Raw genomic sequence first — 23,320 nt, forward strand, 5'->3', positions numbered from 1 at the left:
GCGCTGAAGCGCTAACTCCGATCGACAAAGGAGCCCGGCGAATGAATCGCGACCCCGCCCCGCATCACCCGCTCGTCCAGCGCCTGATCAATGCGCGTCAAATCACCGACGCGCTTTTTGCCGTCGTCAAACCCGAGTATCTGTACGAACGGCCGATCCGCGAACGTCACCGGATCGTGTTCTATATCGGCCATCTGGAAGCCTTCGATCGCAATCTGTTCGACAAGCGTCTGGTCGATCTGCCCGCGTTCACACCTGAACTCGACCAGCTTTTCGCATTCGGCATCGACCCGGTGGACGGCGGCTTCCCGACTGATGAGCCAGGCGATTGGCCCTCGCTCGAGACGGTGCGCGAGTACGCCGCGCGTGCACGCCGGCAGATCGACACCGCGCTCGACGACCTCGAAAACGCAGCCCAAAGCGAAGCATCCGCGCAATTGCTGAACGTCGCGATCGAGCATCGCCTGATGCATGCCGAAACGCTCGCGTACATGTTCCATCAGTTGCCGCTCGAGCAGAAGAACACCGCATTGCGCGAGCCCGTCGTGACAAGGCCGCAGCGGCGCGAGGCGTTGTCGTCGATGATCGGCGTGCCGGGCGGGCCGGCCGTGCTCGGCATGACGCGCGATGCCGGCCGCTTCGGCTGGGACAACGAGTTCGGCGAACTACGCGTGGACGTGCCCGCTTTCGAGATCGACCGCCATATGGTGACGAACGGCGCGTTTCTCGAGTTCATCGAGGACGGCGGTTATCGCGAGCCGAAGTGGTGGTCGCCGAAGGACTGGGCGTGGCGCGAAGCCGAGCGCATCGAGCATCCCGCCGGCTGGTCGCCACGCACGGCGCAAGACGGGCACAGCGCACGCGGCGGCTGGACGCTGCGCACGATGTTCGACGAAGTGCCGCTGCCGCTCGACTGGCCGGTCTACGTGAGCCACGCCGAAGCGAGCGCCTACGCGCGCTGGGCCGGCAAGACCCTGCCGACCGAGGCGCAATGGCAGCGCGCCGCGCAAGGCGCACCGCTGGCGGCATCGGGCAATTTCGACTTCCGCAGCTGGGACCCGCAACCCGTCGACGCGCATCCGGACAACGTCAGCGCATTCGGCGTGGAAGGCCAGTTCGGCAACGGCTGGGAATGGACGTCGACATTATTCGACGCACTGCCCGGCTTCGAAGCGTTTCCGTTCTATCTCGGCTATTCGGCCAACTTCTTCGACGGGCAGCATTACGTGCTCAAAGGCGGCTCCGCGCGCACCGCGGCGTGCATGCTGCGGCCGGAATTCCGCAACTGGTTTCAGCCGCATTATCAGTATGTTTATGCGGGGTTCCGGTGTGTGAGGTGAATTTCCACTCGCCGCTAACCTGAATGTACGTTCCATTCACGCGCATGCGCCAGCGCCTGCCAATCGCCCACTGGCAGCGTCGGAACGCTTTCTCCAGCAACGGCAACAGCCCCGGAACATAAACGCGAAGACGCAACCGGACACTCGTTCCGGCTGCGTCCCTCGAACAGTGCGCGGCGAGCGCACCGAACGGCGTGCCGGACTACGGATTCCCGGCCGAACCGCCGTTCGACACCAGCGACGGCGCCAGTACGCTGTTGGGATCCTGTCCGTCCCACTGGCCGATCCATGCGTCGTTCGGCGTCGCCCCCATCACGAAAGCGAGCGTGCCGCCGGCCTTCATCTCGTCATAGGTGATGTAGGGCCGGTGCAGCGGCGAGCCATTCAGGCTGACCGACTGGACGTAGCGATTGACCGCCGACGGCGCGCCGCCGTTCGCCGTATGCGCGGTGATCGTGAAGCGCCGCGGCGCGCTGAACTGCAACCCGCCGCCGGATGCCCCGCCGGTCGCGACCGGCACGTCGATCGTCGCCTCCTCGAATAGCGGCGTGCCGAAATAGAACACGCCGCCGACGGGGTTCAGCGAATACATGCCAAGCGCGGACAGCACGTACCAGGCAGACAGCTGCCCGCAATCGTCGTTGCCAGGAACGGCCGAATCCCGCACCCGCCTCGGATCGTTCTGCGCGGCCGTCAGGCTATCGCCGCTCAACGCGGCGCGATCGCCGGCCGTAAGCGTCAACGAGTACATGTTGTCCATCACCGAGCGCACCCGATCCTGCGTCTTCGACGGCATCCCCACCACGTCGTACAGGTAAGGCAGATGGTTCGCCGGCTCATTCCCCGCGAAATACTGGCCGCTTCTGCCGGTCAGGTCCGGAAAGCCCTGGTTGTTGAGAAAGGTTAGTGGATTAGCCGGGTCGAACGTCCTGTCGAGTTGCGCGGCAAACTGGGCTTTCCCTCCTAGCAGCGCAATCAGCCCCGGGAAATCGTGGAAGACGTTCCACGTATCGACCCACGAATTCGACTCGGAGAAATTCGTCTTCTCGGCCGCGGTCGGATCGAAACCGGCCAACCAGTTGCCCTGCGCATCCTTCGGCTGTGCGAACTTCCAGCCGTTGTTCAGGTTCGTGTTGAACACGTTCCGGTAGTTCAGGCTGCGTTGCAGGTACGGCCGGTAGTCGGCCGTGCCCTTGCCCGCCGCCTTGCCCACCGCGGCCGTCGCCCAGTCGTCGAACGAATAGTCCTGCGTGGTCGACGCAGACGCGTTGTCGCCGGCAAACACGTAGCCGCGCTGCCGATACTGGTCGAAGCCGTGCGCGCTCGCGCTCTGGGTAGTCGTCAGCGCGGTCCAGATGTCGTCGACACTCGCGCTCGTCAGATGCTTCAGATAGGCATCCGCAATCATCGGGATCGACGGATGGCCCGCCATCGTGAAGGTTTCCGTTTGCGCAAGCGGCCACACCGGCAGTTCTCCCTTGCCGTTCTGCCTGAACTGCGTCAGCAGCGACTTGACCCAGCCGTCTACGCGTTCTGGCTGCACCAGCGTCATCAACGGCGATTCGGCGCGGAAGGTGTCCCACAGCGAGAACGTCGACGAGTAGTCGAAACCAGGGTTCGCATGCTTGCTCGTCGTGGGCGGTGACATCGTGCTGTCGTTGGTCGAATCCGTGCCGACGTAACTGCCGTCCGCATTGTTGTAGAGCGTCGGCGCGAGCATCGTGCGGTACAGCGACGTGTAGAACATGGTTTGCTGGTCCGCCGTGCCACCCTTGATGCGGATCCTGCCGAGAGCGGCGGCCCAGTCGCGCTCGGCCGAACCGCGCACCTGATCGAACGACTTCGCGCCGACTTCCGCTGCGAGGTTGGCCTGGGCGTCCGCGATGCTCGACGGCGATATGCCCACCTTCACCGTGACCGAGCCGCCGGCATAGTTGCCGTTGCCCGCGAAGGTCAGGTAGGCCTGGTAGCCGTCCGCGCTGAAAGCGACGTTCTTGGGGTCAAACGCCTTCGAGAAGCGCGCAACGAAATACGTCGGTTTGTTACTCGCCCAATTGTTGGTGATCTCCCATCCCGCGATCGTCTGCGCATCGATCACCTCGATCTTGCCACTGGCGGTCGTGCCACCGATCGGATGGTCGATACTCACGATCATGCTCTGCCGCTGCGCCGCCGTGTTCGGGAAGTACGTGTAGCGCTGCACGCCCGCATGCGTGGTAGCCGTCATCTCGGCGAATATCTTCGCACCCTGCACGTTCCACGGCGTGTTGCCCGTGCCTTGCGGCGACATCAGCACGCCGTAGTAACCGGCGCTAGCGCGTTCGTCGTCATGTTTGAACGATGCGTTGTAGGTGATCGACGAATCGGCGGCCACCTTGGCAAGCGTCGTCTTGTCGACCGGCGCCAGCGTCGGCAGGAACCGCACTTCGCCGCCCGAGCCGATGCCGGTGCCCGACAGGTGCGTATGCGAGAAGCCGGTGATATAGGCATCGTCGTACAGATAGCCGGGGCTGCGATCCCAGCCGGACGACGGCGTGGTCGTGCCGGTCGTGTCCGGCCCGAGCTGGACCATGCCGAACGGCACGGTCGCGCCGGGGTAGACATGGCCATGACCCCGCACGCCGCTGTCCCACGGCGCGTTGATATCGAGATTCGCGGTGCCGATCATCGGATCGACGCTGCGCAGGATCGACCGCTTGCCGGCATTCCCCTGATCGCCCTGATCGCCCTGACCACCCTGCGAGGATCCCACTTCGGCCGCGTTTGCCTTCGCCAGCATGCTCGCATCCGTCGAACCCTGATCGCTCCACCATCCCGGCAGGGCGGCAAGGCACCCGATACCCAACACATAATGTAGCTTCACTCGTCCACTCCTCTCTCTGCGTCGGTCCTGTTTGAAAAACCGCTCGTTGAACTTCATCCATCTACAAGATGCATTCGATTCGTCGTCGTTGCCTGTCTTCGTATCGCTCTCGAAGCGATCCTATTGATTCGGTGTGCAAAATTTCTATATCAGAAATTGTTTTTTCGGAAATTCTCTTCTGATCTGGTGAATCGACCGGGGATTCCGCGCACGCATATGCGGCGAATCGCCTGCGCGGGAGAGACCGTGTGACGCGTCGCTTCGCCACACTGATTTCCATGAAAGGACAATGATCGGAAGAATGCTGAAACGGATTCGAGTTTTCTATTCGTATTTTTACGTATTTTTAGCTCGTTTATCTAAACAAAATTCTGTTGCGTAATCATGATTAATGCGTCGCGCATCGGAAATTCACAAGTTCTCTGTCGTCTTCGGGACTTCGGCACAGCAGGTCCTTACCGCGACAAAGCCTCCAACAATGCGCTGGCCGGGGGATAGCGGTTCGTACGAGCCGGAGGCCTGCGCGAGATAAAAAAAGTACCTCAGGAATTGCGAGTCATGCCTGAGGAAAAGGCAACTTGGTACTCCGGACGAACTCTTTCACTATTCACACATATTTCGACAAACTGCGGCAGATTCACGGCTTCGCTTTTCTTTACCTGAGAGAGGACGCAGACACTGCTGCCCATCATTTAGAACTACCTGCCAGTTTGCAGATTCCACATTGGCGGTGCTGTCCACGGAGTACATCGTCAGCACAACCCGCTTGTTCGCCTTCGCCAATTGCTTCCTAAAGCCTCAGGACAGTATTGAAAATCGAAGAGACTCGTTGAACGATTTAAAGAAATCAAAGTAATGCGGCAACTTGAGGCACTCCGGGGCCGAATCGACACGACAAAAAATGGCGTCGCATATTTCCGTGCGGATAGGCCTCGTCAGATTCAGATGTGTAGGAGAGTTCATGGTTCTTTCGAACGTAGCGGATTACCGCACGGCAGCCCAGCGCTTCCTGCCTGGATTCGCCTTTTCGTATCTCGAAGGTGGCGCCGAGAACGAAATCACACTGCGCCGAAATCGCGCGGCATTTGAGGCGCTGGCGTTCGAGCCTCGCGTTCTGCAAGACGTCTCCGTTATCGATACACGCACGATGCTTGCGGGCAGGCCAGCCACGTGGCCCGCGGTAGTCGGCCCTACGGGTCTGAATGGAATATTTCGTCGGCATGCGGATGAAGCGCTCGCACGCGCGGCGCAGGCGGCGGGCCTCCCGTTTGCACTTTCGACGGCCTCGACGAGCTTGCTGGAAGTCGTGCGCGACGTGACTGACGGTGACCTGTGGCTGCAGCTCTATGTGCAGGAGGACCGCCGAATTGCCGAGAACATGATGGCGCGTGCGCGTGCAGCGAAGTTTTCCGCCTTGCTGTTGACCGTCGATACACCGGTGCTGGGTCAGCGCGACGATTATGTCCGAACCGGCTTTACGATGCCGTTGCGCTGGACACCGCGGCTTGTCTGGGACATCGTGACCCATCCGCGTTGGCTTGCTACGGTGGGAATCCACGGCCAACCGAAACTCGTGAACCTGTCACGAAGTGCTCAACTGGGCGCGGGCATCGAGGACCGCATGGGCACGAGTACTCATCGAATGGACCAGACCTTGAACTGGCGCGATATCGCGTGGCTGCGAGCGCACTGGGACGGCAAAATCTTCATCAAGGGCATTCAGACAGTCGAGGATGCAAGAACAGCGTTCCAGCACGAGGTCGACGGCGTCGTGTTATCGAATCACGGCGGAAGACAACTCGACGGCGCACGCAGCCCACTGGACATCATTGCGCAAACAGTGAGCTACGCGCCACGTTCGGCCGAAGTCCTCGCAGATGGCGGCATTCTGCGCGGCAGCGACATAGTGAAGGCCGTAGCGCTGGGTGCGCGCGGCGTCTTGCTTGGCCGCGCGCCGCTATATGGGCTGGCGGCCGCTGGGCAGTCCGGCGCCCGCGATGTCCTGGCGCTGCTGCACAATGAGTTGCAGACGTGCCTGCGGTTGCTCGGCTGCGCCAGGCTCACCTCGCTAACCGCGGACGTTCTGGCCTCTCACGGCTTTACAGCCTGTGATCGGCGTCGCTGATATGCCCGCCTCCGGTATGGTGGCGAGCATATCCACCTGCTTCACTTTTTCCTGTAAGCAACATAGTTTCGTTGAATCATGATGTGGTCGGCGATGTACTTCGCGTCGTGCCAGCACCCGTAAATGAACGACGAAGCCCGGTTCGTGAGTTCGGGCAGCCCCAGGAAGTAGATACCCGTTTCCGACGAAAGCCCGCGTTTGTGAAACGGCATGCCATGCTCATCGAAGGCGTCGACTTCCAGCCAACTGAAATCGAACTTGAAGCCGGTTGCCCAGAGGATGGTTTTAATCCCGGCCTGGGCAAGGTCAAGGCTGAGGATCGGCTGCCTGATGCATTCGGGGTCTTCCAGGAGTTGCCAGGCTTCGGGCTCCGGCGGCAGATCGATGCCATTGCGCTCGATGTAGGTGTCGGCTTCGCGTAGGACATCGAAGTAGTCCTTGTCGCCCTCGGCGATATTCGACGCCAGATCATTCTCGAAATGGAGCACACCGTTCTCATAGGTCTTGGTCAAGCCCAGAACGGTAATGCCCTTGTGCGCGAGGCGCCGGAAATCGACCGTCTTGCCGCCCTCATAACCGCTCACGGCGAAGGCAACGTGTTTCTTTTTCGGCTTGGTCTTGATCTCATCCCACTTGCCGAGCACACCGAGCCACCAGACATAGTCACGTTGGCGGTAAGAACGCGGCGGCCGGTAGTGCTCGCCGATCGACAGGTAGACCGTCCGGCCCGCATTGCACAACTCTTCCGCGATCTGTGAGCCCGAGGCGCCGCCGCCAACGACCAGCACGGCCCCGTTTGCCAGTTGTCCCGGATTCTTGTAGGCCGAGGAATGCAACTGGTCGACCCCGGCATCCGTCGAAACGATTTTGGGGTATTGGGGAATCTGGAAAGGGCCGGTGGCGGCTACCACGCGCTCGGCTTCGATGACACCTTCCGACGTCGTCACGATGAATCCCGGACGGTTTTCATTGCGCCTGACACGCTTGACCTCCACGCCCGTGCGGACCGGCGCATTAATCATGCTGGCATAGTCCTCGAAATACTTTGCCACGCGCTCCTTCGGCGGAAAGACGTCGGGAGCCACATCTTCGAACTCGAGGTTCGGAAAGCGGTCGTGCCATGCCGGACCGTTGGCAACGAGGGAGTCCCAGCGTTCGGAGCGCCAGCGTTCCGCAACCCGCTTGCGCTCCAGAACGATGTGCGGGATGCCCATCTGCGAGAGATGTTCGCTCATGGCGATCCCCGACTGACCAGCGCCGACTACCAGCGTATCGATTTTTTCAACTGTCATTTCCGATTCCCAAGAAAGGAGTCGAGATCATCCGATTCCAAACGCGACGCGCGAAGGCCTCGGAGTCCAACTCCAGGAACGCGTGAATTCTGCGAAACATTGGTTTCACGCACGGTCGAAGTTTGCGCAACAGGACTCTGCTTGGAAATCAGGATTTTTGGATTCGGTGCTTCGGAAAAAGCAAACGGCTATCGTTGCCCCTTCAGGCATTTACCGAAGGACATGTTTTTCGGGGCAATCACGGCGGTGCGGACGTCTTTCGCGGGGGAGATTCTGTTTTTCCGACGCCGGGCCTCAAGATTCGCAAAGGCCGCGACGACGCATTTTCCGTATCCTTCAATGCGATGGTTCCGATCGGGCGAATACCGCGAGTACCGCATTGACCGCGCTTGATGCTACGGATCCCGTTCAGTACAGAGATAAGGCTATCTGCATGATCGACATCATGAACTCAATTGATTCGTCTGCCCTCCAGCTGGAAAGCCCGCCGTTGCCAAGCCCCGCGGTCGCCGTCAGCGTGGAGCATGTGGTCACGAAGTACCGTGACCAGACCATTCTGCATGACCTCTCGCTGAAGATTCGCCAAGGCGAGTTTCTTACCTTGCTGGGCCCTTCGGGCTGCGGCAAAACAACGTTGCTCAATCTGATTGCCGGATTCACGGAAGCGGAACAGGGCGAGATATTCATCGACCAGCAACCGGTGACGAGCCTGCCGCCCCACAAACGCCAGATCGGCGTCGTGTTCCAGAACTACGCGCTCTTTCCGCATATGGATGTGGAGCGCAACATCGGCTACGGCCTACGCATGCGAGGCATACCGGCCGCTGAGATCAGGCAGCGCGTGCGGGCTGCCATGGCGCTGGTGAAGCTGGACGAACTGGGGCATCGTAAGCCCCGCGAGCTTTCCGGCGGTCAGCAGCAACGCGTGGCGCTGGCTCGTGCCCTCGTCATCGAGCCGAAGGTCTTGTTGCTCGACGAACCGTTCTCGGCACTGGACAAGAATCTGCGCGGCTCCATGCAGGTCGAGATCCGCGAAATCCAGCGCAAGCTTGGTGTGACGACGATTTTCGTGACGCACGATCAGAGTGAAGCGCTGAGCATGTCGGACCGCATTGCCGTCATGTCGGGCGGCCGAATCTGTCAGATATCGACGCCTGACCAGATCTATCGCCGCCCCGAGGATCCCTTCGTGGCGTCCTTCCTCGGCGACGTCAACATCCTGCCGGCGCACTTTCATGGTGAAGATGGAACCCATCTCCACCTTCGTCTAGGCGCCCGCCTGGTCAGCGTCGAGCGGGAGCGTCTGGTTGGCGGTCGACACGACGGGGGACGGCTGGACATCTATGTGCGCCCTGAGCATATTTCCTTCGAACCGCTGAGCGCCGACTCGGTCCTGACCGGCACCGTGGTGCGCCACGTGTTCCAGGGCGATCACTCCGATACCTACGTGGATGTCGATATTCCCGTCAGCGGCTTTCAACGCGTGATGGTGCGTTCGCCGGGATTGGCCGTCATGGATCGATGGCCGATCGGCACCGTGACCGCACTAACGCTTCCACCGCGCAACATGACCGTTTTCTCCGCAGCCACGGCCTGAGTTCCGTGTGCAGCCCGTGGCTTACAGCGACTACCAGAATATGACGACGATCCCTTCTTCCATGCAAGCAATCGTAGCTCGCCAACCCGGTGGGCCCGAGGTTCTGACGATGGCCGAGCGCCCTGTCCCCGTGCCGGGCGCCGGTCAGGTGCTGCTGCGGGTGCTCGCGGCAGGCATCAATCGGCCGGATATCATGCAGCGTCAAGGTCTCGCAATGCCTGCTCCCGGCGCGACCGACGTGCTGGGTCTGGAGGCTTGCGGCGAAGTCGCCGCTTGCGGCCCGGGCGTAGAACGGCTCGTACCGGGCACACGCGTCATGGCGCTGCTGCCCGGCGGCGGCTATGCACCCTGGTGCATCGCGTATGCGGAGCAATGCCTTCCCGTGCCCCCCGGACTCACCGACGTCGAGGCTGGCGCTCTGCCGGAGGGACTATTCGCGGTCTGGCACAACCTGTTCGAACTGGGTGCGCTGCAAATGGGCGAAACCGTGCTGATCCACGGCGCGGCGGGTGGCATCGGCACGTTGGCCATACGCATGGCGCACGCGGCAGGGGCCCGGGTTATCGTCACGGCCGGCATCAAGGAGCAACTCCCCGAATTGATGGCAATGGGCGCCGCCAAGGCGATCAACTATCACGATACCGATTTCGTGGCAGCGTGCCGTCAAGCCACCGATGGGCTTGGAGTGGACGTCGTGCTCGATATGATCGGCGGTGACTATGTCAAACGCAACCTGGATGCATTGGCGTTCGGCGGCCGTCACGTGAGCCTCTCATTTCTGCAAGGCTCCCGGGTCGACCTCGAGTTGCTGACACTCATGCAAAAGCAGCTTAGTCTGCACTCGTCGACCTTGAGGCCTCAATCCCTCGCGGAAAAAGCACGCATGGCCCGGCTGATCGAGCGGCGCGTGCTGCCGCTCTTGGCCGACGGCCGGGTGCGGCCGCGCATTCATGAAAAGCTGCCGCTCGCCAGGGTGGCCGACGCGCATCGCATGCTCGAGCGGGGCGACGTGTTCGGCAAGCTGGTACTGATTCCCTGATCCCCGCCGCGCCACCCGGGACCGCAACTATCATGCAACTCCTCTACGCACCGACCTCGCCCTACGTGCGCAAGGTCATGGTCAGCGCGCATCTGCTGAATCTGGTCGAACACATCAGCTTGCTGGATAGCGCCGCCAACCCCATCAATCGCGACGCCCGCATTGCCGCTCACAATCCGATGGCAAAAGTGCCGACGATGATCCTGGCCGACGGTCAGTCGCTGTACGACAGCCGCGTGATCTGCGAGTACCTCGACAGCCTCGCGCCCGGGTATGGTCTGTTTCCCGCGGCAGGGAAACTGCGCTGGCAGGCCCTGCTGCGTCAATCGATGGGCGATGGTCTGCTCGACGCGGCATTGCTCGCGCGCTACGAATTCACTGCGCGGCCCGAGGAGAAGCAATGGGGAGGCTGGCGCGCGGCGCAATTGGTCAAGGTCGCGGCATGTCTCGAGGACATCGAGACACAAGCCAAAACGCTGGCGACAACCCATCTCACCATCGGGGAGGTCACTATCGGTTGCGCGCTCGGTTACCTGGATTTCCGCTTCCCTGAACTCAATTGGCGCGACACCCATCCCAAAGCCGCACAGTGGCATGCGCAGATGGCAACGCTGCCCGCCATGCGGGCTACCGTTCCTCATACCTGAGTGAATTGCATGACCGACACCATGACATCTTCTGCCCCTGCCTCGACTATCTGGTTCATCAACGGTCCCAATGCCAATCTCTATGGACTGGACGCCAACCAGGTCTATGGTACGGACAGCTTTCCCGTGCTCAAGGATCGCTGCGAGGCCAAGGCGGCGGAGTTGGGCCTGACGCTGAATTTTGTCCAGTCCAACTGGGAAGGCCAGATCGTGGACTGGATTCAGCAGGCACGCGGCACGGCGGCGGGCATCATTATCAACGCCGCCGGCCTGACCTATTCCTCAGTGCCGATTCTCGATGCCCTGCTTTCGTTTCCCGGCAAGATCATCGAAGTGCACATGAGCAATATCTGGCGCCGCGAAAGCTTTCGCCACCACTCCTATGTTTCCAAGGCTGCCAACGCCGTTATCGCGGGCCTTGGCGGCGACGGTTATGAACTCGCCATCCAGGCCATGTCGCAATTGATCAAGATCTGATTTTCAACCGGTTATGACCATGCCAAACCCTTCCCGCCCTATGGGCGCGCTGGTGTTTTTCAGTGACTTCGACGATTTCGGCACCTGGAAACAGGCGCTGCAGTCCCACCTGCCCACGCTGCGGGTTCTGCACTGGAAAGAAGTGGACGATCCGAAGTCCATCGACTTCGCGTTGGTCTGGAAACCACCCGAGGGTTTTTTCCGGGAAATGACGCAAATAAAGTTGATCGTCAACCTTGGCGCGGGCGTCGACACTCTGGTCTCGCGTACGGACCTGCCCGAAGGCGTGCCTATTACCCGCATCAGCGATCCACAAATGGCCCGCATGATGGCGGGCTTTGTACTGTTCGCCACATTGCGTCATGCCCGCGAAATTCCGTTTTTCGAGCAGGCGCAGCGCAGCGGCCAATGGGCCTATCGCCATCCGCGCAACCTCGAGGACATTCGGGTAGCCGTGCTGGGCCTGGGAGAGCTTGGCTCCCGGGCCGCGAACGAGCTGCAGCGCCAGGGCTTGACGGTCCTGGGCTGGTCGCGCAACCTGCGCAAGATCGAGGGCATCCAATGCTACGCTGGCATCGAGACGCTCGACACAGTGCTCAGCCAGGCCGATATCGTGGTCGTCATGCTGGCACTCACGCCTAAAACACGAGGCCTGCTGAATCGGGAACGACTGCTGCGGTTGCCGCAAGGAGCTGCATTCATCAACGTAGCGCGCGGCGCGCTGGTCGACCAGGCGGCTCTGACCGAGCTGTTGGACAGCGGCCATATCGGGTCGGCCACACTTGATGCTTTCGAGCACGAACCGCTACCGAAGGATGATCCGCTTTGGCGCATGCCGAACGTGCTCATCACGCCTCATCTTGCATCCGTCGCGATTCCCGCTTCGGCCGCGAGGCAGATTGCCGAGAACCTGGTGCGCGTCGCGAACGGCGAAACGCTCGCCAGTCAGATCGATCCAGCCCTCGGCTACTGAGCCGGTCACGCTCGGGCAGAGGCACATGAACTCATCGCCCGTCGATCTGCCTGCCGCAAGGCCTTCGCGGCCTCGGCGATTTCTCCAATGAGATCGTGCCGCCGCCCTTTTACTGAAGGAACCAGCAGACCTTGGGCCCGCATCAGCGGCTCTCTTCGATACCGAGAACCTTGCTAAGGCCAAGGAAATAATTGGCAAACACCAGCAAACTGGCTGTGATGACGACGTACAGCACCGAGAGTGCAGCCAGCGTCGGATCGGCAAACTGGCGCACATAGTTGTACATGACGATCGGCAGTGTCTGGGTGTTCTCGGTCGCGATGAAGAGCGAAGCGGTGAATTCGTTGAACGACAGGATGGCCGCGAACAACCATCCGCCAAACAACCCCGGCGCCAGTTGCGGAATCATCACCGTGAATACCACCTTGAGCGGTGTCGCTCCCAGGCTGGTCGCAGCGTGTTCCAATCGCTCGTCGAGATTCTCCATCGACACGTAGACGCTGCGCAATACGAACGGCAAGACCAGAATCACGTGGCAGAGCACCATGATGGCGTAGCCTCTCTCCATCCTGGACTCGAAGACCATGATGAGAAGTCCCAGGCCGAGCGTGAATTGCGGCACGACCATCGGCAATTGCAGAATAGCCTGCAGCGTATCCTTGCCCCTGAAATCCAGCCGCTTGACCGCAACCATCACGCCGGTGCCGATCGCCAGCGCGATCAGCGAAGACCACAGCGTGACGATCAGGCTGGATTGGAACCCCTGCTTGAAATCGGAGTACGTGAATACGCGCTCAAACCATCGCAAGGACCAGGTTTGCGGCGGAAACGAGAGTAGAGCGCTACCGTTGAAGGACGTCAGCGCGACCACGACGACCGGCAGCAGGAGAAACGCGAGGATGGCGCAAATCAGTGCCGGGCCGGCCACGCGCAGCGGCAACGGTAGCGAGTGTCTGATATTCATGTCAATGACCTCCAATCCGCTTAAGACGAGTCGTAACGGTCCCGAGCGCAAGCAGGGACGAAAAAGTCAGCGCGAGACCCACGATGCTCAAGCTGGCTGCGAGCGGGAAGTTCAACGAAGATAGGCCGAGCTGATAAACCAGTGTCGAGATAGTCGGTACGCGTCCGCCACCGATAATCTGCGGAGTGGCAAAGGCACTGAACGTCCATGCGAAGGCGGTGGTCGAGCTGGCAAGAATCCCGGGCATGGACAGGGGCAGCGTCACCGTCACGAAAATGTTGATTGGCCCGGCTCCCAGACTTTGCGCCGCCCGCTCATAACGTCGATCGATGTGCGCGATGGCCGCGCCCAACATGAGCACCATCACCGGGATGGTCACATGCACCAGGGCCACGAGCACCCCGAAATGCGTGTACATCATGTCGATCGGCGCGTCGATCAACCCCAGCTTGAGCAGCATCGTGTTGATAAAGCCGTTGCTGCCAAGCACGATGATCCAGGAATAGGTGCGCACGATCTCGCCGAGAAACAGCGGCGTGATCGAGATAATCAGGATCATGGATTTGAGAGCGCGATTGGTCACGCGAACCATCGCGTAGGCCAGCGGATACGCGACCAGAAGCGTGAATACACACGTTTCGACGCTCAACCGGAACGTGTTCCACAACGCATACAGATAAATGGAGTTGCTTAGGCCCGTGAAATTGGTCAGCGTAAAGCCACCGACGTCGAGCGAACCCGGCACGTAGGCGCGCAGGCTGTATTGAAGAACGGTAATCAACGCCGCACAAGTACTGAACGCCACGACAACTGCTGGCGAAATCAACCATACCTTCAGCCTGACATACATGTTCATGACCTGATTGCTCTCCCGTTATCTCCAATCTTTCGGCCGGAACAGGCACCCCGATTGCAATTGCCGATGGGGTGCCGACACCCGAGACTGCACGCCCTATCAATTCATGATGTTCTCGGCAAACCACTTGCGCCACTCGGGCATCAGTTGCGCCCGCATTTTCGGGTCGATGTTGATGACATGGTCCCACTGCGCCTTGGTGACGAGCATGCCCGGCAACGCCGCATCCTCGGGCGCCACCTTGGCGTTGTCGACGACCGGACTGGCTTTTTGCAGGGCCACGATCTTGCCTTGCACCTCGGGCGAGAGCGCAATGTTCATGAACTTGTAGGCGAGGTCGGCCTTCTTCGACCCCTTCATGATCGCCATAGTGTCGATGCCCAGCACCGGGCCCTCCTTGGGGATCGCCAGCTTGATGGGAGCACCTTCCTTCATCATGTAGTAGGCGTTCATCGAGAGCATGACCTGGACCGGCGCCTCTCCCGTGCTGATGATCTGCTCGCAGTTGGCGTCGTCCGTGCAGAAGGCCTTGAAGTTAGGCTTGAGCGCCTTCAGTTTCTGCTGACCTTTCTGCCAGGTTCTGGAATCTCCCCCGGACAGCAAAGCCGACACCGTGAGGATCTGGCTAGGATCGTAATCGGTCACTGAGATCTTGCCCTTGAGAGCCGGGTTCCACAGATCGTTCCAGGATTGGAAGGTGATGTTCGACGGCACCAGGTCGGGACGGTAGGCGATCGTATAGACGTAAGCATAGCTGCCGATGTGGTACGGACTGATCTTCGCCTGGTCGACCAGATGCGCGTAGTTGGGCAGCTTGCTGGTGTCGAGCTTCTCGAATAATCCGCTATTCACATAGAGCCAGCCCACATGCGACGTGGTAAATGTGATGTCGCTTTCGGGGGTCACGGAGAGTTTGGCCTTATTGAGGCGATCGATCGTGCCGCCCGTGATGTACTTGACCGGAACACCCGTCTGGCGTGTAAATTCCTTGCCGATGGCGTCGTCGATCATGTCGCGGAAGTTTCCGCCCCACGTGCTGACCACCAGTGCGTCCTCTGCCCTCGCCGCGCCCGTGAACAGTGCGCTGAACAAAACGCTGAATGCTACGATTTTTCGAATCATCGGATACCTCTGCGGTTGATTTGAGCGTCACCCAACCAGCGCGCGCCACGCGGCCTGTCGAAACGCAAGCTAATAGTGGAAGAGTCAATAAAACACACCAATTTGCCTTTTCCTCATCCATGACTCGCAATTCCTGATGCTGGATTCACAAATGCCGAGGTGGCCCGAATCTGCTGGGCCGCATGACTGCGAGGCGAGGTGTCGGTAGTCATAGGCATCGGGATTACACCGAGTGATCCTTGCGGCAAACTCCTCTAGCCGGCGCTTTCGGAAAATCCGAGACACAGCCCCGGAAAAGACAAATGGGCGTCGACGCTCCTTTAACCAATCATGAGCGTTCAGTGCATGGCGACCGACTTTCCCAGTGGCGAGTTCTGTCGTTGCCTCAATCCTCCGAGCGCCCTAAAAGGAATTACGGCATGAAACACACCCGCATTCGCCCCTTCAATACCAAGGCCACCTATCCTGAGCAGAAACTGGACAACGACCTGTGCCAGGCCGTGGTCGCGCGTGGCCGGACGGTTTTTCTACGCGGGCAGATCGGACAAAACCTGGATACTTCCGAGAGTGTGTGCATCGGCGACGCAGCAGGCCAGGCTGAGCAGGCCATGGCGAATATCGCAATGCTCATCAAGGAAGCGGGGGGCGAGCTCGCGGATATCTGCAAGATCACCATCTACATCATCGATCCCCGCTATCGCGAGGACGTCTACCGCGTGGTCGGCCGCTGGCTCAAAGGCGTGTATCCGGTCTCGACCGGAATCGTGGTTTCGGCTCTGGCGCGCCCTGAATGGCTGGTGGAAATCGACGCGACCGGCGTCATTCCCGACTGATCCAATCAGGAGACCGGCCTCATGACCTTCTCGATCATTGCGCGCTGCCCACAGACGGGCCAATTCGGTGCTGCCATTTCCTCTTCGTCGCCTGCCGTCGCGTCTCGATGTATTCGTGGCCGCCGCGGAGTCGGCGTGGCGGCGAGCCAAAATATCACCGATCCCGGCCTCGGGACGCAGGCACTCGAACTGATGGCGACCGGACAAAGCCCCGAACAGGCGATTCGGGAGTTACAGCAACGCCCGTTTATCTCGTACCGCCAGCTCATGGCTCTCGATGCGCACCACCCGCCGGCCATCTTCACCGGCTCGTCCGCACTCGGTACACTGGCCACTGCCACTGGCGAACACGCGGCCTGCGCCGGTAACATGCTCGCTTCGAAGGACGTTCCGGGCGCCATGCTGTCTGCCTTCGAAACGGCCCGCGGCGCGCTCGCCGAACGCCTCATGCTGGCGTTGCTCGCCGGCGAGGCTGCCGGTGGCGAGGAAGGTCCGGTTCATTCCGCGGGATTGCTCGTCTATGGCGAGATGGATTGGCCCATTGTCGACCTGCGAATGGACTGGGTGGACCATGGTCCGGTCCAGGCGGTATATGCTGCCTGGAAGATCTACGAGCCTCAGGTGCAGGACTACATTACGCGTGCTCGCGACCCCAGGGCGGCGCCGAGCTTCGGGGTACCCGGCAATCGCTGACACGCATGCCGCACCGGAGAACTTGTGCGAAGATGAGCGCCGCCAGTGCCGAGCCGGTATCTAGCGCACTTCACCTCGTTCCTTCCCGTTCAGCCCATGCTCAACCGTATCTCTCTACGACAGATGGAGTATTTTCTGGCTACTGCCAAACTCGGCAGCATCGCCATCGCATCGGACCAGATCCACATTTCTCCGCCGTCGATTTCCGCAGCCATCGCTCACATGGAGGCGGAACTCGGGGTTCAGCTTTTCATCCGCCATCCGTCGAAAGGCTTGTCGCTGACGCCCATCGGCACCCGGATGATGCAGGAGTGCGAAGACCTGCTCGAGCGGGCCTCCAAACTGCAGGAGATCGCGTCGGATTCCACCGAGACTGTCCAGGGCGTTTTGCGCATCGGCTGCTTTCAGTCCCTGACGCCCATGATTGCGCCGGAAGTCATTTTCGGCTTCCAGCGGGCATTCAACAATGTCGACTTGCAAATGGTCGAGGGTGACCAGCAGGAACTGATGGACAAACTGCAGAAAGCGGAGATCGACGTTGCCCTTACCTACGACCTGCAACTTGACGCAAGCATCCAGTTCGAAGTCCTGTGTCACCTCCCGCCGCATGCGCTGCTGAGCGAATTGCATCCCTTGACGCAGCAGGCAGTCGTGACGCTGCAGGAACTGGCACCGCATCCCATGGTGCTGCTGGACCTGCCGATGAGCAGAGACTATTTCCTCTCACTCTTCGCACACACCGGGGTTCAGCCGCGAATCGTCGCCCGTTCCCGGTCGGAAGATGTCATCCGCTCGATGGTGACCAACGACATCGGCTACGCGCTGTTCAACGTGCGGCCCAAATCCAACCAGTCTCTGGACGGAAAGCGCTTTGTACGCGTCCGTCTTGCAGGCACGCATCGTCCGATGCTGCTGGGGCTTGCCACCTACGCACCCGTGAGGCAGTCGCGGCTGGCGCAGGCCTTTATGCAGCGCTGCCGTGCGTACATTTCGGACCAGTACATTCCTGGCATGAGTGCGGCCAGCTACTTCGATCCGCACATCAATGCAGCCAAAGAAGACCAGTCTGCCTGAGCCTTTGATAGCGACTTCGACCCAGAGCAATCTCCCGATACCCCACTATGTCCAATCCCCTTCCCTTGAGCAGCCTCGAATTGCTACGCGAGTTGATCGCGTTCCCAACGGTCTCACGCACGCCTAATGCGGGATTGATGACACGCGTGCAAGAGTTGCTGCATCAAGCGAACATCGGCACCGTCGTCGTGTCGGATCCGAAAGACCCATCGCGATGCAATCTTTTTGCGAGCGTCGGACCGAGTGGAATCCCTGGCGTGATGCTGTCCGGCCACACCGACGTGGTCCCGGTCGAGGGGCAGAACTGGACACTGCCGCCGTTCGCGGCGACCGAGCTTGACGGCCGCCTTTTCGGCCGCGGCAGTGCCGACATGAAGGGCTTTGTGGCATGTGCTGTCACCGCGATGATCCACGCCGCCGGCAAAGACCTCAAGAGACCATTGCAACTGGCGCTCTCCTTCGATGAGGAGATCGGTTGCGTGGGCGTGCGGCACCTGTTGCGGGAGCTCGAAGGTCACCTCCCCGCCCCCATGCTGTGCCTCGTGGGCGAGCCAACGTTGATGAAAATCGGGATCGGTCATAAGGGTAAAGCCGCCTACCGGGCGTATTGCTGTGGCGAGGAAGGCCATTCCGGCCTGGCCCCGCGCTTTGTCAACGCGATCCATACGGCCACGGACCTGGTGTCCGCTATCCGCGAGGTCCAATACGATCTGGCCGAGAACGGTGAGCAGGAGCCAGGCTACGCCATTCCATATAGCACCATCCATGTGGGCACGATCGGCGGAGGTAAGGCGCTCAACATCGTGCCGGCTCAATGCGAAGTGAACTTCGAGATCCGGAATATCGCTGCCGATGATCCGGCTCAGATCCTTGCCCGCATTCTCGAACACACTGAACGCCGCATGCGCAGCTGGCCTTATTCACCGGAGAACGAGCCACCGTTACCCGAGGTGGAGGTCACCAACGCTTACCCCGGCCTGCTTACCGCCGAGGATTCGGCGGCTGTTCGCCTGCTTGCCTCCATTCTGCCGCCGGACACTTCCTGCACCAAGGTCGCGTTCGGTACCGAAGGCGGCCTGTTTCAGCAAAGCTGGCGTCAGACGTCTGTGCTGGTGTGCGGGCCCGGCTCCATCGAGGTGGCGCATAAACCGGATGAATATGTGGAGATCTCCCAGATCGAGGCTTGCGATCGCATGCTCTCAAAGCTTACCGAGTACCTCTGCGCGTCCAGGGATGTCGCGGAACACGCCGAGGACTGAAAAGGTCTCCCCACAAGGGCGCCGGAGTCCGGCAGATGGCCTTCTCCAGCTTCCGGTCATGGCTGGTTGGTTGTGTGCCCGGAGGCGCAGAACTGCAGGGAGCGCGGCGCCCTGCCGATGCCCCCGGCTCCCCGTTGCAGCCGGAAATCAGTCGAGTGCCTGATCGTTCGGATGCGCGAACAGCGCCTTGTTGTCCGCGGAAAGCGGGTAGTCGAGGTTGATACCCTTGGGCGGAATCGCCTGGTTAAACCACTTCTTGTAGAGTTGCTCCGCCTCGCCCGACGTTTGCATGTTGGCAATCACGCGGTCCGCGAGCTTCTTGAAGACGGGGTCATCCTTGCGCACCATGCAGCCGTAGACCTCGGACATGGGCGGCGTACCGGTGACCACATAGTCCTGCGGGTTCTTCTCCGTCGCCCTCGCCCCATACAGAAGCGGCTCGTCATTCACATAGGCCGCCGCCCGGCCGGTCTTCATCACGAGAAAGGAATCCGCGTGGTCCTTCGCGAAGATGAGTTGCATGTTCATCTTCTTCGCATTGTTCATCTCACGCAGCAGACGGTCTTCCGACGTGCCCGCCGTGGTCACCACGGTCTTGCCCGCGAGATCGGAGAAGTCCTTGATACCCGAGTCCTTCTTCGTGATGAGGCGAACGCCATACTGGAAAAAGCTGTTCGTGAAAGCCACCTGATTAGCGCGCTCTTTGGTGTGCGTCGTCGAACCACACTCGATATCAATCGTTCCGTTCTGAAGCACAGGAATGCGGTTCTGCGACGTGATTGGCGTTTCCTTGACAGTCAGGTTGCTGAGCTTCAGTTCCTTTTTGACCTCGTCGACAATCCGCAGTGCAATCTCCTGCGAGTAGCCGATCGTGTGCTGCTGGCTGTCGTAGTAGGAAAACGGCACCGACGATTCGCGGATGCCCAGCGAGATGACGCCGGTATCCTTGATTTTCTGCAGCGTGGGGCTCGCATCCTGTGCCTGCGCGTTGGCGAAGAGCGCGCATCCAGTCACAATCGCGGACAGCGTTGCCAGACGTTTCATAGTGTCTCCATGGTTTGATGGGCCGATGCACTGCGCGTCGACCAGGTTATTCCAGCGTGCGAAAAGCGATACTTTCTCGTTCTACGACAACCGGCTCAATGAATAGGCGCCCGCGTCAACCGACGTCTGCCGCCCATGCAGCACCTCGGTCAGCAGCCTCGCGGTTCCGCATGCAAGCGTAAAACCCAGTGCGCCATGTCCCGTGTTCAACCAGACATTGCTGTACTTCGTGGCGCCAACGAGAGGCTTGCTGTCGGGCGTCGCTGGCCGGTGACCACACCAGGTCTGTGCGCGCTCATAATCCGCTGCCAGGGGGAAGATTTCCTTGACGTGACGAATCAATGTTGCGAGCCGCGTATCGCGTTGCGTTTCGTCCGCACCCGTGATTTCCACCATGCCGGCCACGCGCAGTTGTTCTCCCAGTCGCGCATACACAACCTTCCGATGAAGGTCCGTGACGTTGATGCCCGGTGCGCGGTCCGGGACCGCGGCGGCCGTCAGGCTGTAGCCCGTCAACGGGTAGATGGGCAGGCGCAAACCCAGCCCTTCGGCGAGATCGACACTTGATGTTCCGGCCGAGAGAACAAATGCATCTGCGCGTACCTCACCTTCGGCGATGCGCGCGGCAGCAACCTGCCCTCCCTGCCTGACCCAGCCTAGCACCGGGGTGCCGGTCAGGATCCTGACGCGATAGCGGTCCCGCAGCACGTTTGCGAGCGCCCGGCAAAACTGCAGGCAATCCCCCGCTTCTTCCGATGGCGTATGAATGCCGCCGACGATCGTCGCACCTGCGAATTCAAGTGACGGTTCAACCTCGATGCAGCCGTTGCGGTCGAGCGCCGACTGACTGGCACCGCCCTCGGCGAGAAGCTCGACTTTCTTGCGGGCGAGACCGAACTCGTGGGCGTCACGATAGACGACGAGCTTGCCGTTCCGCACATGGCTGAAATCAATCGACTCGCGCTCGACGAGCTCATGCAGGGCCGCGCGGCTCAAGGCGCCAAGCTGGAGCAGTTCCAGTGCAGTCCTGTTGCTCGTCGCCGTGCGACATGCCCGCAGAAACGCCATGCACCAGCGCCACTGTCTCAGGTCGGGACGGGGAACATATCGAAGCGCCGAGTCACTGCTGAGGAGCCAAGCCGGCAGATGCGGCAGTACGGAAGGATCGGCAAGCGGAGCCACGTAGCTATAGCTCAGCTGTGCGCCATTCGCAAAGCTGGCCCCGCGCGCGACATCTTCTCCACTCTCCAGAACCGTTACGTCATGGCCCTCGCGAGCGAGAAAATACGCTCCGGTCAAGCCAACGATGCCCGCACCCACGACACATACCTGCATACGCAACCAGCCTTCACCGGGGAACCGTAACCGGCCAAAGTGTGCGTGCACAGCCATCGCGCGGCAAATGAATTGAATTGCGAGGGGATAACCCCACGTTATGCGCGACTCCAGAATGCGAGACTCAATTGCGGATAACACTTCCTCCCATGTTCGCAACGGACGCTCGCAGCATATCGACAAATGCCTTGCCTGGCTGGGATTCCAGTTCACCGTCCCGCCAGAGCGCATAGACACCAATGGACAGGGATGGAAGAACGGGCCGGATCGACACGCGGTCCGCGCCCGTGCGCGCGCTCAGTTCATCGATTAACGTGAGGCCGACGCCCCGCGCTGCGAGCGCCCGCGCAACGTACCAGGTCTGGGCTTCGATAGAAGCAACGTGTCCGTCCAGGCCCAACGTTTCAAGCTCGCGCCGAATAAACTCGCCAAGCGGATCGACATTGCCAATACTGATCCAGTTGCGCGTGACGACCTCCTCCATCCCGATCGGTTCCGGGCTGGTGTCTTCCGGTGGACCTACGCAGACCAGCGCGGTGCGGCCCAGTTCGATCGCAGTGATTCCTGGGCTCCTGGGCGGCTCGACCGCAACTCCGATGTCGAGATCCCTCGTGAAGAGCGCCGTTATCAACTCGGTCGTATGTCGAGTCTGGATCCTGAGCGAGACCTCGGGATGCGAGAGATGAAACTGCTGTATCGCCGCGGGAATCAGGCTCACGCCGAGGCTCGGCAGGCACCCGACGCGCAGATAGCCCTGAGGCTGGGAGGCCAGATTGCGTGCGAGGCTTCGAAGGCTATCGATATTCGACTGGAGCTTGTGGGATTCGGCAAAGAGAATTTCAGCTTCCCGCGTTGGCACGAGCCGGTTGTGAGCGCGGTTGAACAATGGAAACCCCAGACTGTGCTCGGTCTGGGCCAGCGCCTTGCTCATGGCGGGTTGCGAAATGCACAGCAGTTCGGCGGCCCTGGAAATCGTTCCTGCCCGCATGATTGCAAGCAGAATTTCAATGTGTCTCAATCGCACGCTGTTTCTCCCCTGGTGTCCCGGTCGCCCTGCGATCGCATTCGCACGCAATGCGCCTGAAACAGCCTCGCGTGCTCCCTCCGGCCGACTTCACTCATCGTACAACGTGATCGCAACGAAAGTCGTGTTCAATCTCGCCCTTCCACAAGCAACACAGCTCTCGCGAACTCGTCATGCTCCGTTTCTGAACCGCAAATAGCGCCTTGATTCGATTCATGACGGATCGTTCATCTACATTACATCCAGCTAGCGGGTAAACACCGAATGTACAACCCAAACCGCATTTTATAAAATTTGTACGTTGTCGTACAACATGTGGATCGAAACATAGCCGTCTCATCCGCGATTGTTGGGTGACCTATTTCTTAAGGACCGTCATGATGAAAATGAAGTTTGCCTCCCGCCATATTCCGACGATGATCGCGGCCTCCCTGCTGGCATTCGGCGCGGGTTCGGCACAAGCACGAGTCTTTCGCGTGGCGGACGTGCATGGCGACACCTACCCGACCAACATGGCCGTGAAATTCATGGGCGAGGAAATCAGCAAGGCGACCAACGGCAAGGATTCGGTGAAGGTCTTCGGCAACAGCGCGCTCGGCTCCGAAAACGACACGATCGACCAGGTGCGCATCGGCGCACTCGACATGACGCGCGCCAACGGCGCAGCATTCAACGAGATCGTGCCGGAATCGATGATCCCGTCGCTGCCGTTCCTGTTCCGCGACATCGACCATTTCCGCAAGGTCATGTACGGCCCCGAAGG

Annotated in this window: 20 protein-coding genes; 12 read left to right on the forward strand and 8 right to left on the reverse strand. The window is 60.4% G+C overall.

What is annotated here, in order from left to right:
- The first annotated feature begins 41 nt into the window (after nucleotides 1-41).
- Nucleotides 42-1,340 (forward strand): SUMF1/EgtB/PvdO family nonheme iron enzyme, encoded by a 1,299-nt coding sequence (locus tag B9Z01_RS18840; RefSeq protein WP_085485685.1) that lies wholly within the window; start codon nucleotides 42-44, stop codon nucleotides 1,338-1,340.
- A gap of 202 nt (nucleotides 1,341-1,542) precedes the next feature.
- Here the strand turns inward: B9Z01_RS18840 and B9Z01_RS18845 are convergent, their stop codons facing one another.
- Entirely contained in the window at nucleotides 1,543-4,203 is a 2,661-nt protein-coding gene (locus B9Z01_RS18845; RefSeq protein WP_085485687.1) for a GH92 family glycosyl hydrolase, read from the reverse strand.
- A gap of 901 nt (nucleotides 4,204-5,104) precedes the next feature.
- Here B9Z01_RS18845 and B9Z01_RS18850 point away from each other — a divergent pair.
- Complete coding sequence (locus B9Z01_RS18850; protein WP_244196067.1) at nucleotides 5,105-6,328, forward strand: alpha-hydroxy acid oxidase; 1,224 nt, start codon at nucleotides 5,105-5,107, stop codon at nucleotides 6,326-6,328.
- A 41-nt stretch (nucleotides 6,329-6,369) separates the two neighbouring features.
- Here the strand turns inward: B9Z01_RS18850 and B9Z01_RS18855 are convergent, their stop codons facing one another.
- The gene (locus B9Z01_RS18855; RefSeq protein ID WP_085485691.1) at nucleotides 6,370-7,620 is read right to left on the reverse strand and encodes a flavin-containing monooxygenase; all 1,251 of its coding nucleotides are present in this window, start codon (nucleotides 7,618-7,620) and stop codon (nucleotides 6,370-6,372) included.
- Nucleotides 7,621-8,053: 433 nt separating this feature from the next.
- On the opposite strand from B9Z01_RS18855, the gene B9Z01_RS18860 reads away from it, so the two are divergent.
- Genes B9Z01_RS18860 through B9Z01_RS18880 form a run of 5 tightly spaced genes read left to right on the forward strand, consistent with a single transcriptional unit; the run spans nucleotide 8,054 to nucleotide 12,353 of the window.
- Nucleotides 8,054-9,217, forward strand: a complete 1,164-nt coding sequence (locus B9Z01_RS18860; protein ID WP_244196068.1) for an ABC transporter ATP-binding protein — start codon at nucleotides 8,054-8,056, stop codon at nucleotides 9,215-9,217.
- Between the two features lie 40 nt (nucleotides 9,218-9,257).
- Nucleotides 9,258-10,256, forward strand: a complete 999-nt coding sequence (locus B9Z01_RS18865; protein ID WP_085485780.1) for an NAD(P)H-quinone oxidoreductase — start codon at nucleotides 9,258-9,260, stop codon at nucleotides 10,254-10,256.
- A gap of 32 nt (nucleotides 10,257-10,288) precedes the next feature.
- Nucleotides 10,289-10,903 (forward strand): glutathione S-transferase, encoded by a 615-nt coding sequence (locus B9Z01_RS18870; RefSeq protein WP_085485693.1) that lies wholly within the window; start codon nucleotides 10,289-10,291, stop codon nucleotides 10,901-10,903.
- Between the two features lie 9 nt (nucleotides 10,904-10,912).
- Nucleotides 10,913-11,380 (forward strand): type II 3-dehydroquinate dehydratase, encoded by a 468-nt coding sequence (locus B9Z01_RS18875; protein WP_085485695.1) that lies wholly within the window; start codon nucleotides 10,913-10,915, stop codon nucleotides 11,378-11,380.
- A 19-nt stretch (nucleotides 11,381-11,399) separates the two neighbouring features.
- Entirely contained in the window at nucleotides 11,400-12,353 is a 954-nt protein-coding gene (locus B9Z01_RS18880; RefSeq protein WP_085485782.1) for a 2-hydroxyacid dehydrogenase, read from the forward strand.
- 142 nt (nucleotides 12,354-12,495) lie between these two features.
- Here the strand turns inward: B9Z01_RS18880 and B9Z01_RS18885 are convergent, their stop codons facing one another.
- From B9Z01_RS18885 to B9Z01_RS18895, 3 genes are all read right to left on the reverse strand, one after another.
- Nucleotides 12,496-13,317 carry an ABC transporter permease gene (locus tag B9Z01_RS18885; protein ID WP_085485697.1) on the reverse strand — a complete coding sequence of 274 codons (822 nt, stop codon included), beginning with the start codon at nucleotides 13,315-13,317 and terminating at the stop codon, nucleotides 12,496-12,498.
- Between the two features lies 1 nt (nucleotide 13,318).
- Complete coding sequence (locus tag B9Z01_RS18890) at nucleotides 13,319-14,173, reverse strand: ABC transporter permease (RefSeq protein ID WP_085485699.1); 855 nt, start codon at nucleotides 14,171-14,173, stop codon at nucleotides 13,319-13,321.
- Nucleotides 14,174-14,272: 99 nt separating this feature from the next.
- Nucleotides 14,273-15,295: an ABC transporter substrate-binding protein gene (locus tag B9Z01_RS18895; RefSeq protein WP_085485701.1), complete on the reverse strand. Its 1,023-nt coding sequence runs from the start codon at nucleotides 15,293-15,295 to the stop codon at nucleotides 14,273-14,275.
- A 419-nt stretch (nucleotides 15,296-15,714) separates the two neighbouring features.
- Between B9Z01_RS18895 and B9Z01_RS18900 the strand changes: the two genes are divergently transcribed.
- The 4 genes from B9Z01_RS18900 (at nucleotide 15,715) to argE (ending at nucleotide 19,154) form a co-directional block, all read left to right on the forward strand.
- Nucleotides 15,715-16,128 carry a RidA family protein gene (locus tag B9Z01_RS18900; protein ID WP_085485703.1) on the forward strand — a complete coding sequence of 138 codons (414 nt, stop codon included), beginning with the start codon at nucleotides 15,715-15,717 and terminating at the stop codon, nucleotides 16,126-16,128.
- 21 nt (nucleotides 16,129-16,149) lie between these two features.
- Nucleotides 16,150-16,821 (forward strand): DUF1028 domain-containing protein, encoded by a 672-nt coding sequence (locus tag B9Z01_RS18905; RefSeq protein ID WP_085485705.1) that lies wholly within the window; start codon nucleotides 16,150-16,152, stop codon nucleotides 16,819-16,821.
- 96 nt (nucleotides 16,822-16,917) lie between these two features.
- Complete coding sequence (locus B9Z01_RS18910; protein WP_085485784.1) at nucleotides 16,918-17,895, forward strand: LysR family transcriptional regulator; 978 nt, start codon at nucleotides 16,918-16,920, stop codon at nucleotides 17,893-17,895.
- A 47-nt stretch (nucleotides 17,896-17,942) separates the two neighbouring features.
- On the forward strand, nucleotides 17,943-19,154 hold the full coding sequence (gene argE, locus B9Z01_RS18915) for an acetylornithine deacetylase (protein ID WP_143808979.1): 1,212 nt from the start codon (nucleotides 17,943-17,945) through the stop codon (nucleotides 19,152-19,154).
- 147 nt (nucleotides 19,155-19,301) lie between these two features.
- Here the strand turns inward: argE and B9Z01_RS18920 are convergent, their stop codons facing one another.
- The 3 genes from B9Z01_RS18920 to B9Z01_RS18930 all read right to left on the reverse strand — a co-directional run bounded on the left by B9Z01_RS18920 (nucleotide 19,302) and on the right by B9Z01_RS18930 (nucleotide 22,557).
- The gene (locus B9Z01_RS18920) at nucleotides 19,302-20,198 is read right to left on the reverse strand and encodes a transporter substrate-binding domain-containing protein (protein ID WP_085485706.1); all 897 of its coding nucleotides are present in this window, start codon (nucleotides 20,196-20,198) and stop codon (nucleotides 19,302-19,304) included.
- Between the two features lie 81 nt (nucleotides 20,199-20,279).
- Nucleotides 20,280-21,533, reverse strand: coding sequence for a D-amino acid dehydrogenase (locus B9Z01_RS18925; protein WP_085485708.1), 1,254 nt, complete (start codon nucleotides 21,531-21,533; stop codon nucleotides 20,280-20,282).
- Between the two features lie 124 nt (nucleotides 21,534-21,657).
- A complete protein-coding gene (locus tag B9Z01_RS18930) occupies nucleotides 21,658-22,557 on the reverse strand; it encodes a LysR family transcriptional regulator (protein WP_085485710.1) in 900 nt (299 codons plus the stop codon).
- Between the two features lie 380 nt (nucleotides 22,558-22,937).
- Between B9Z01_RS18930 and dctP the strand changes: the two genes are divergently transcribed.
- Nucleotides 22,938-23,320, forward strand: a 383-nt coding sequence (gene dctP / locus B9Z01_RS18935; RefSeq protein ID WP_167387514.1) for a TRAP transporter substrate-binding protein DctP, incomplete at its 3' end; no start/stop codon positions are given.

Source organism: Paraburkholderia susongensis (assembly GCF_900177725.1).
GTDB classification, from domain to species: Bacteria; Pseudomonadota; Gammaproteobacteria; order Burkholderiales; family Burkholderiaceae; genus Paraburkholderia; species Paraburkholderia susongensis.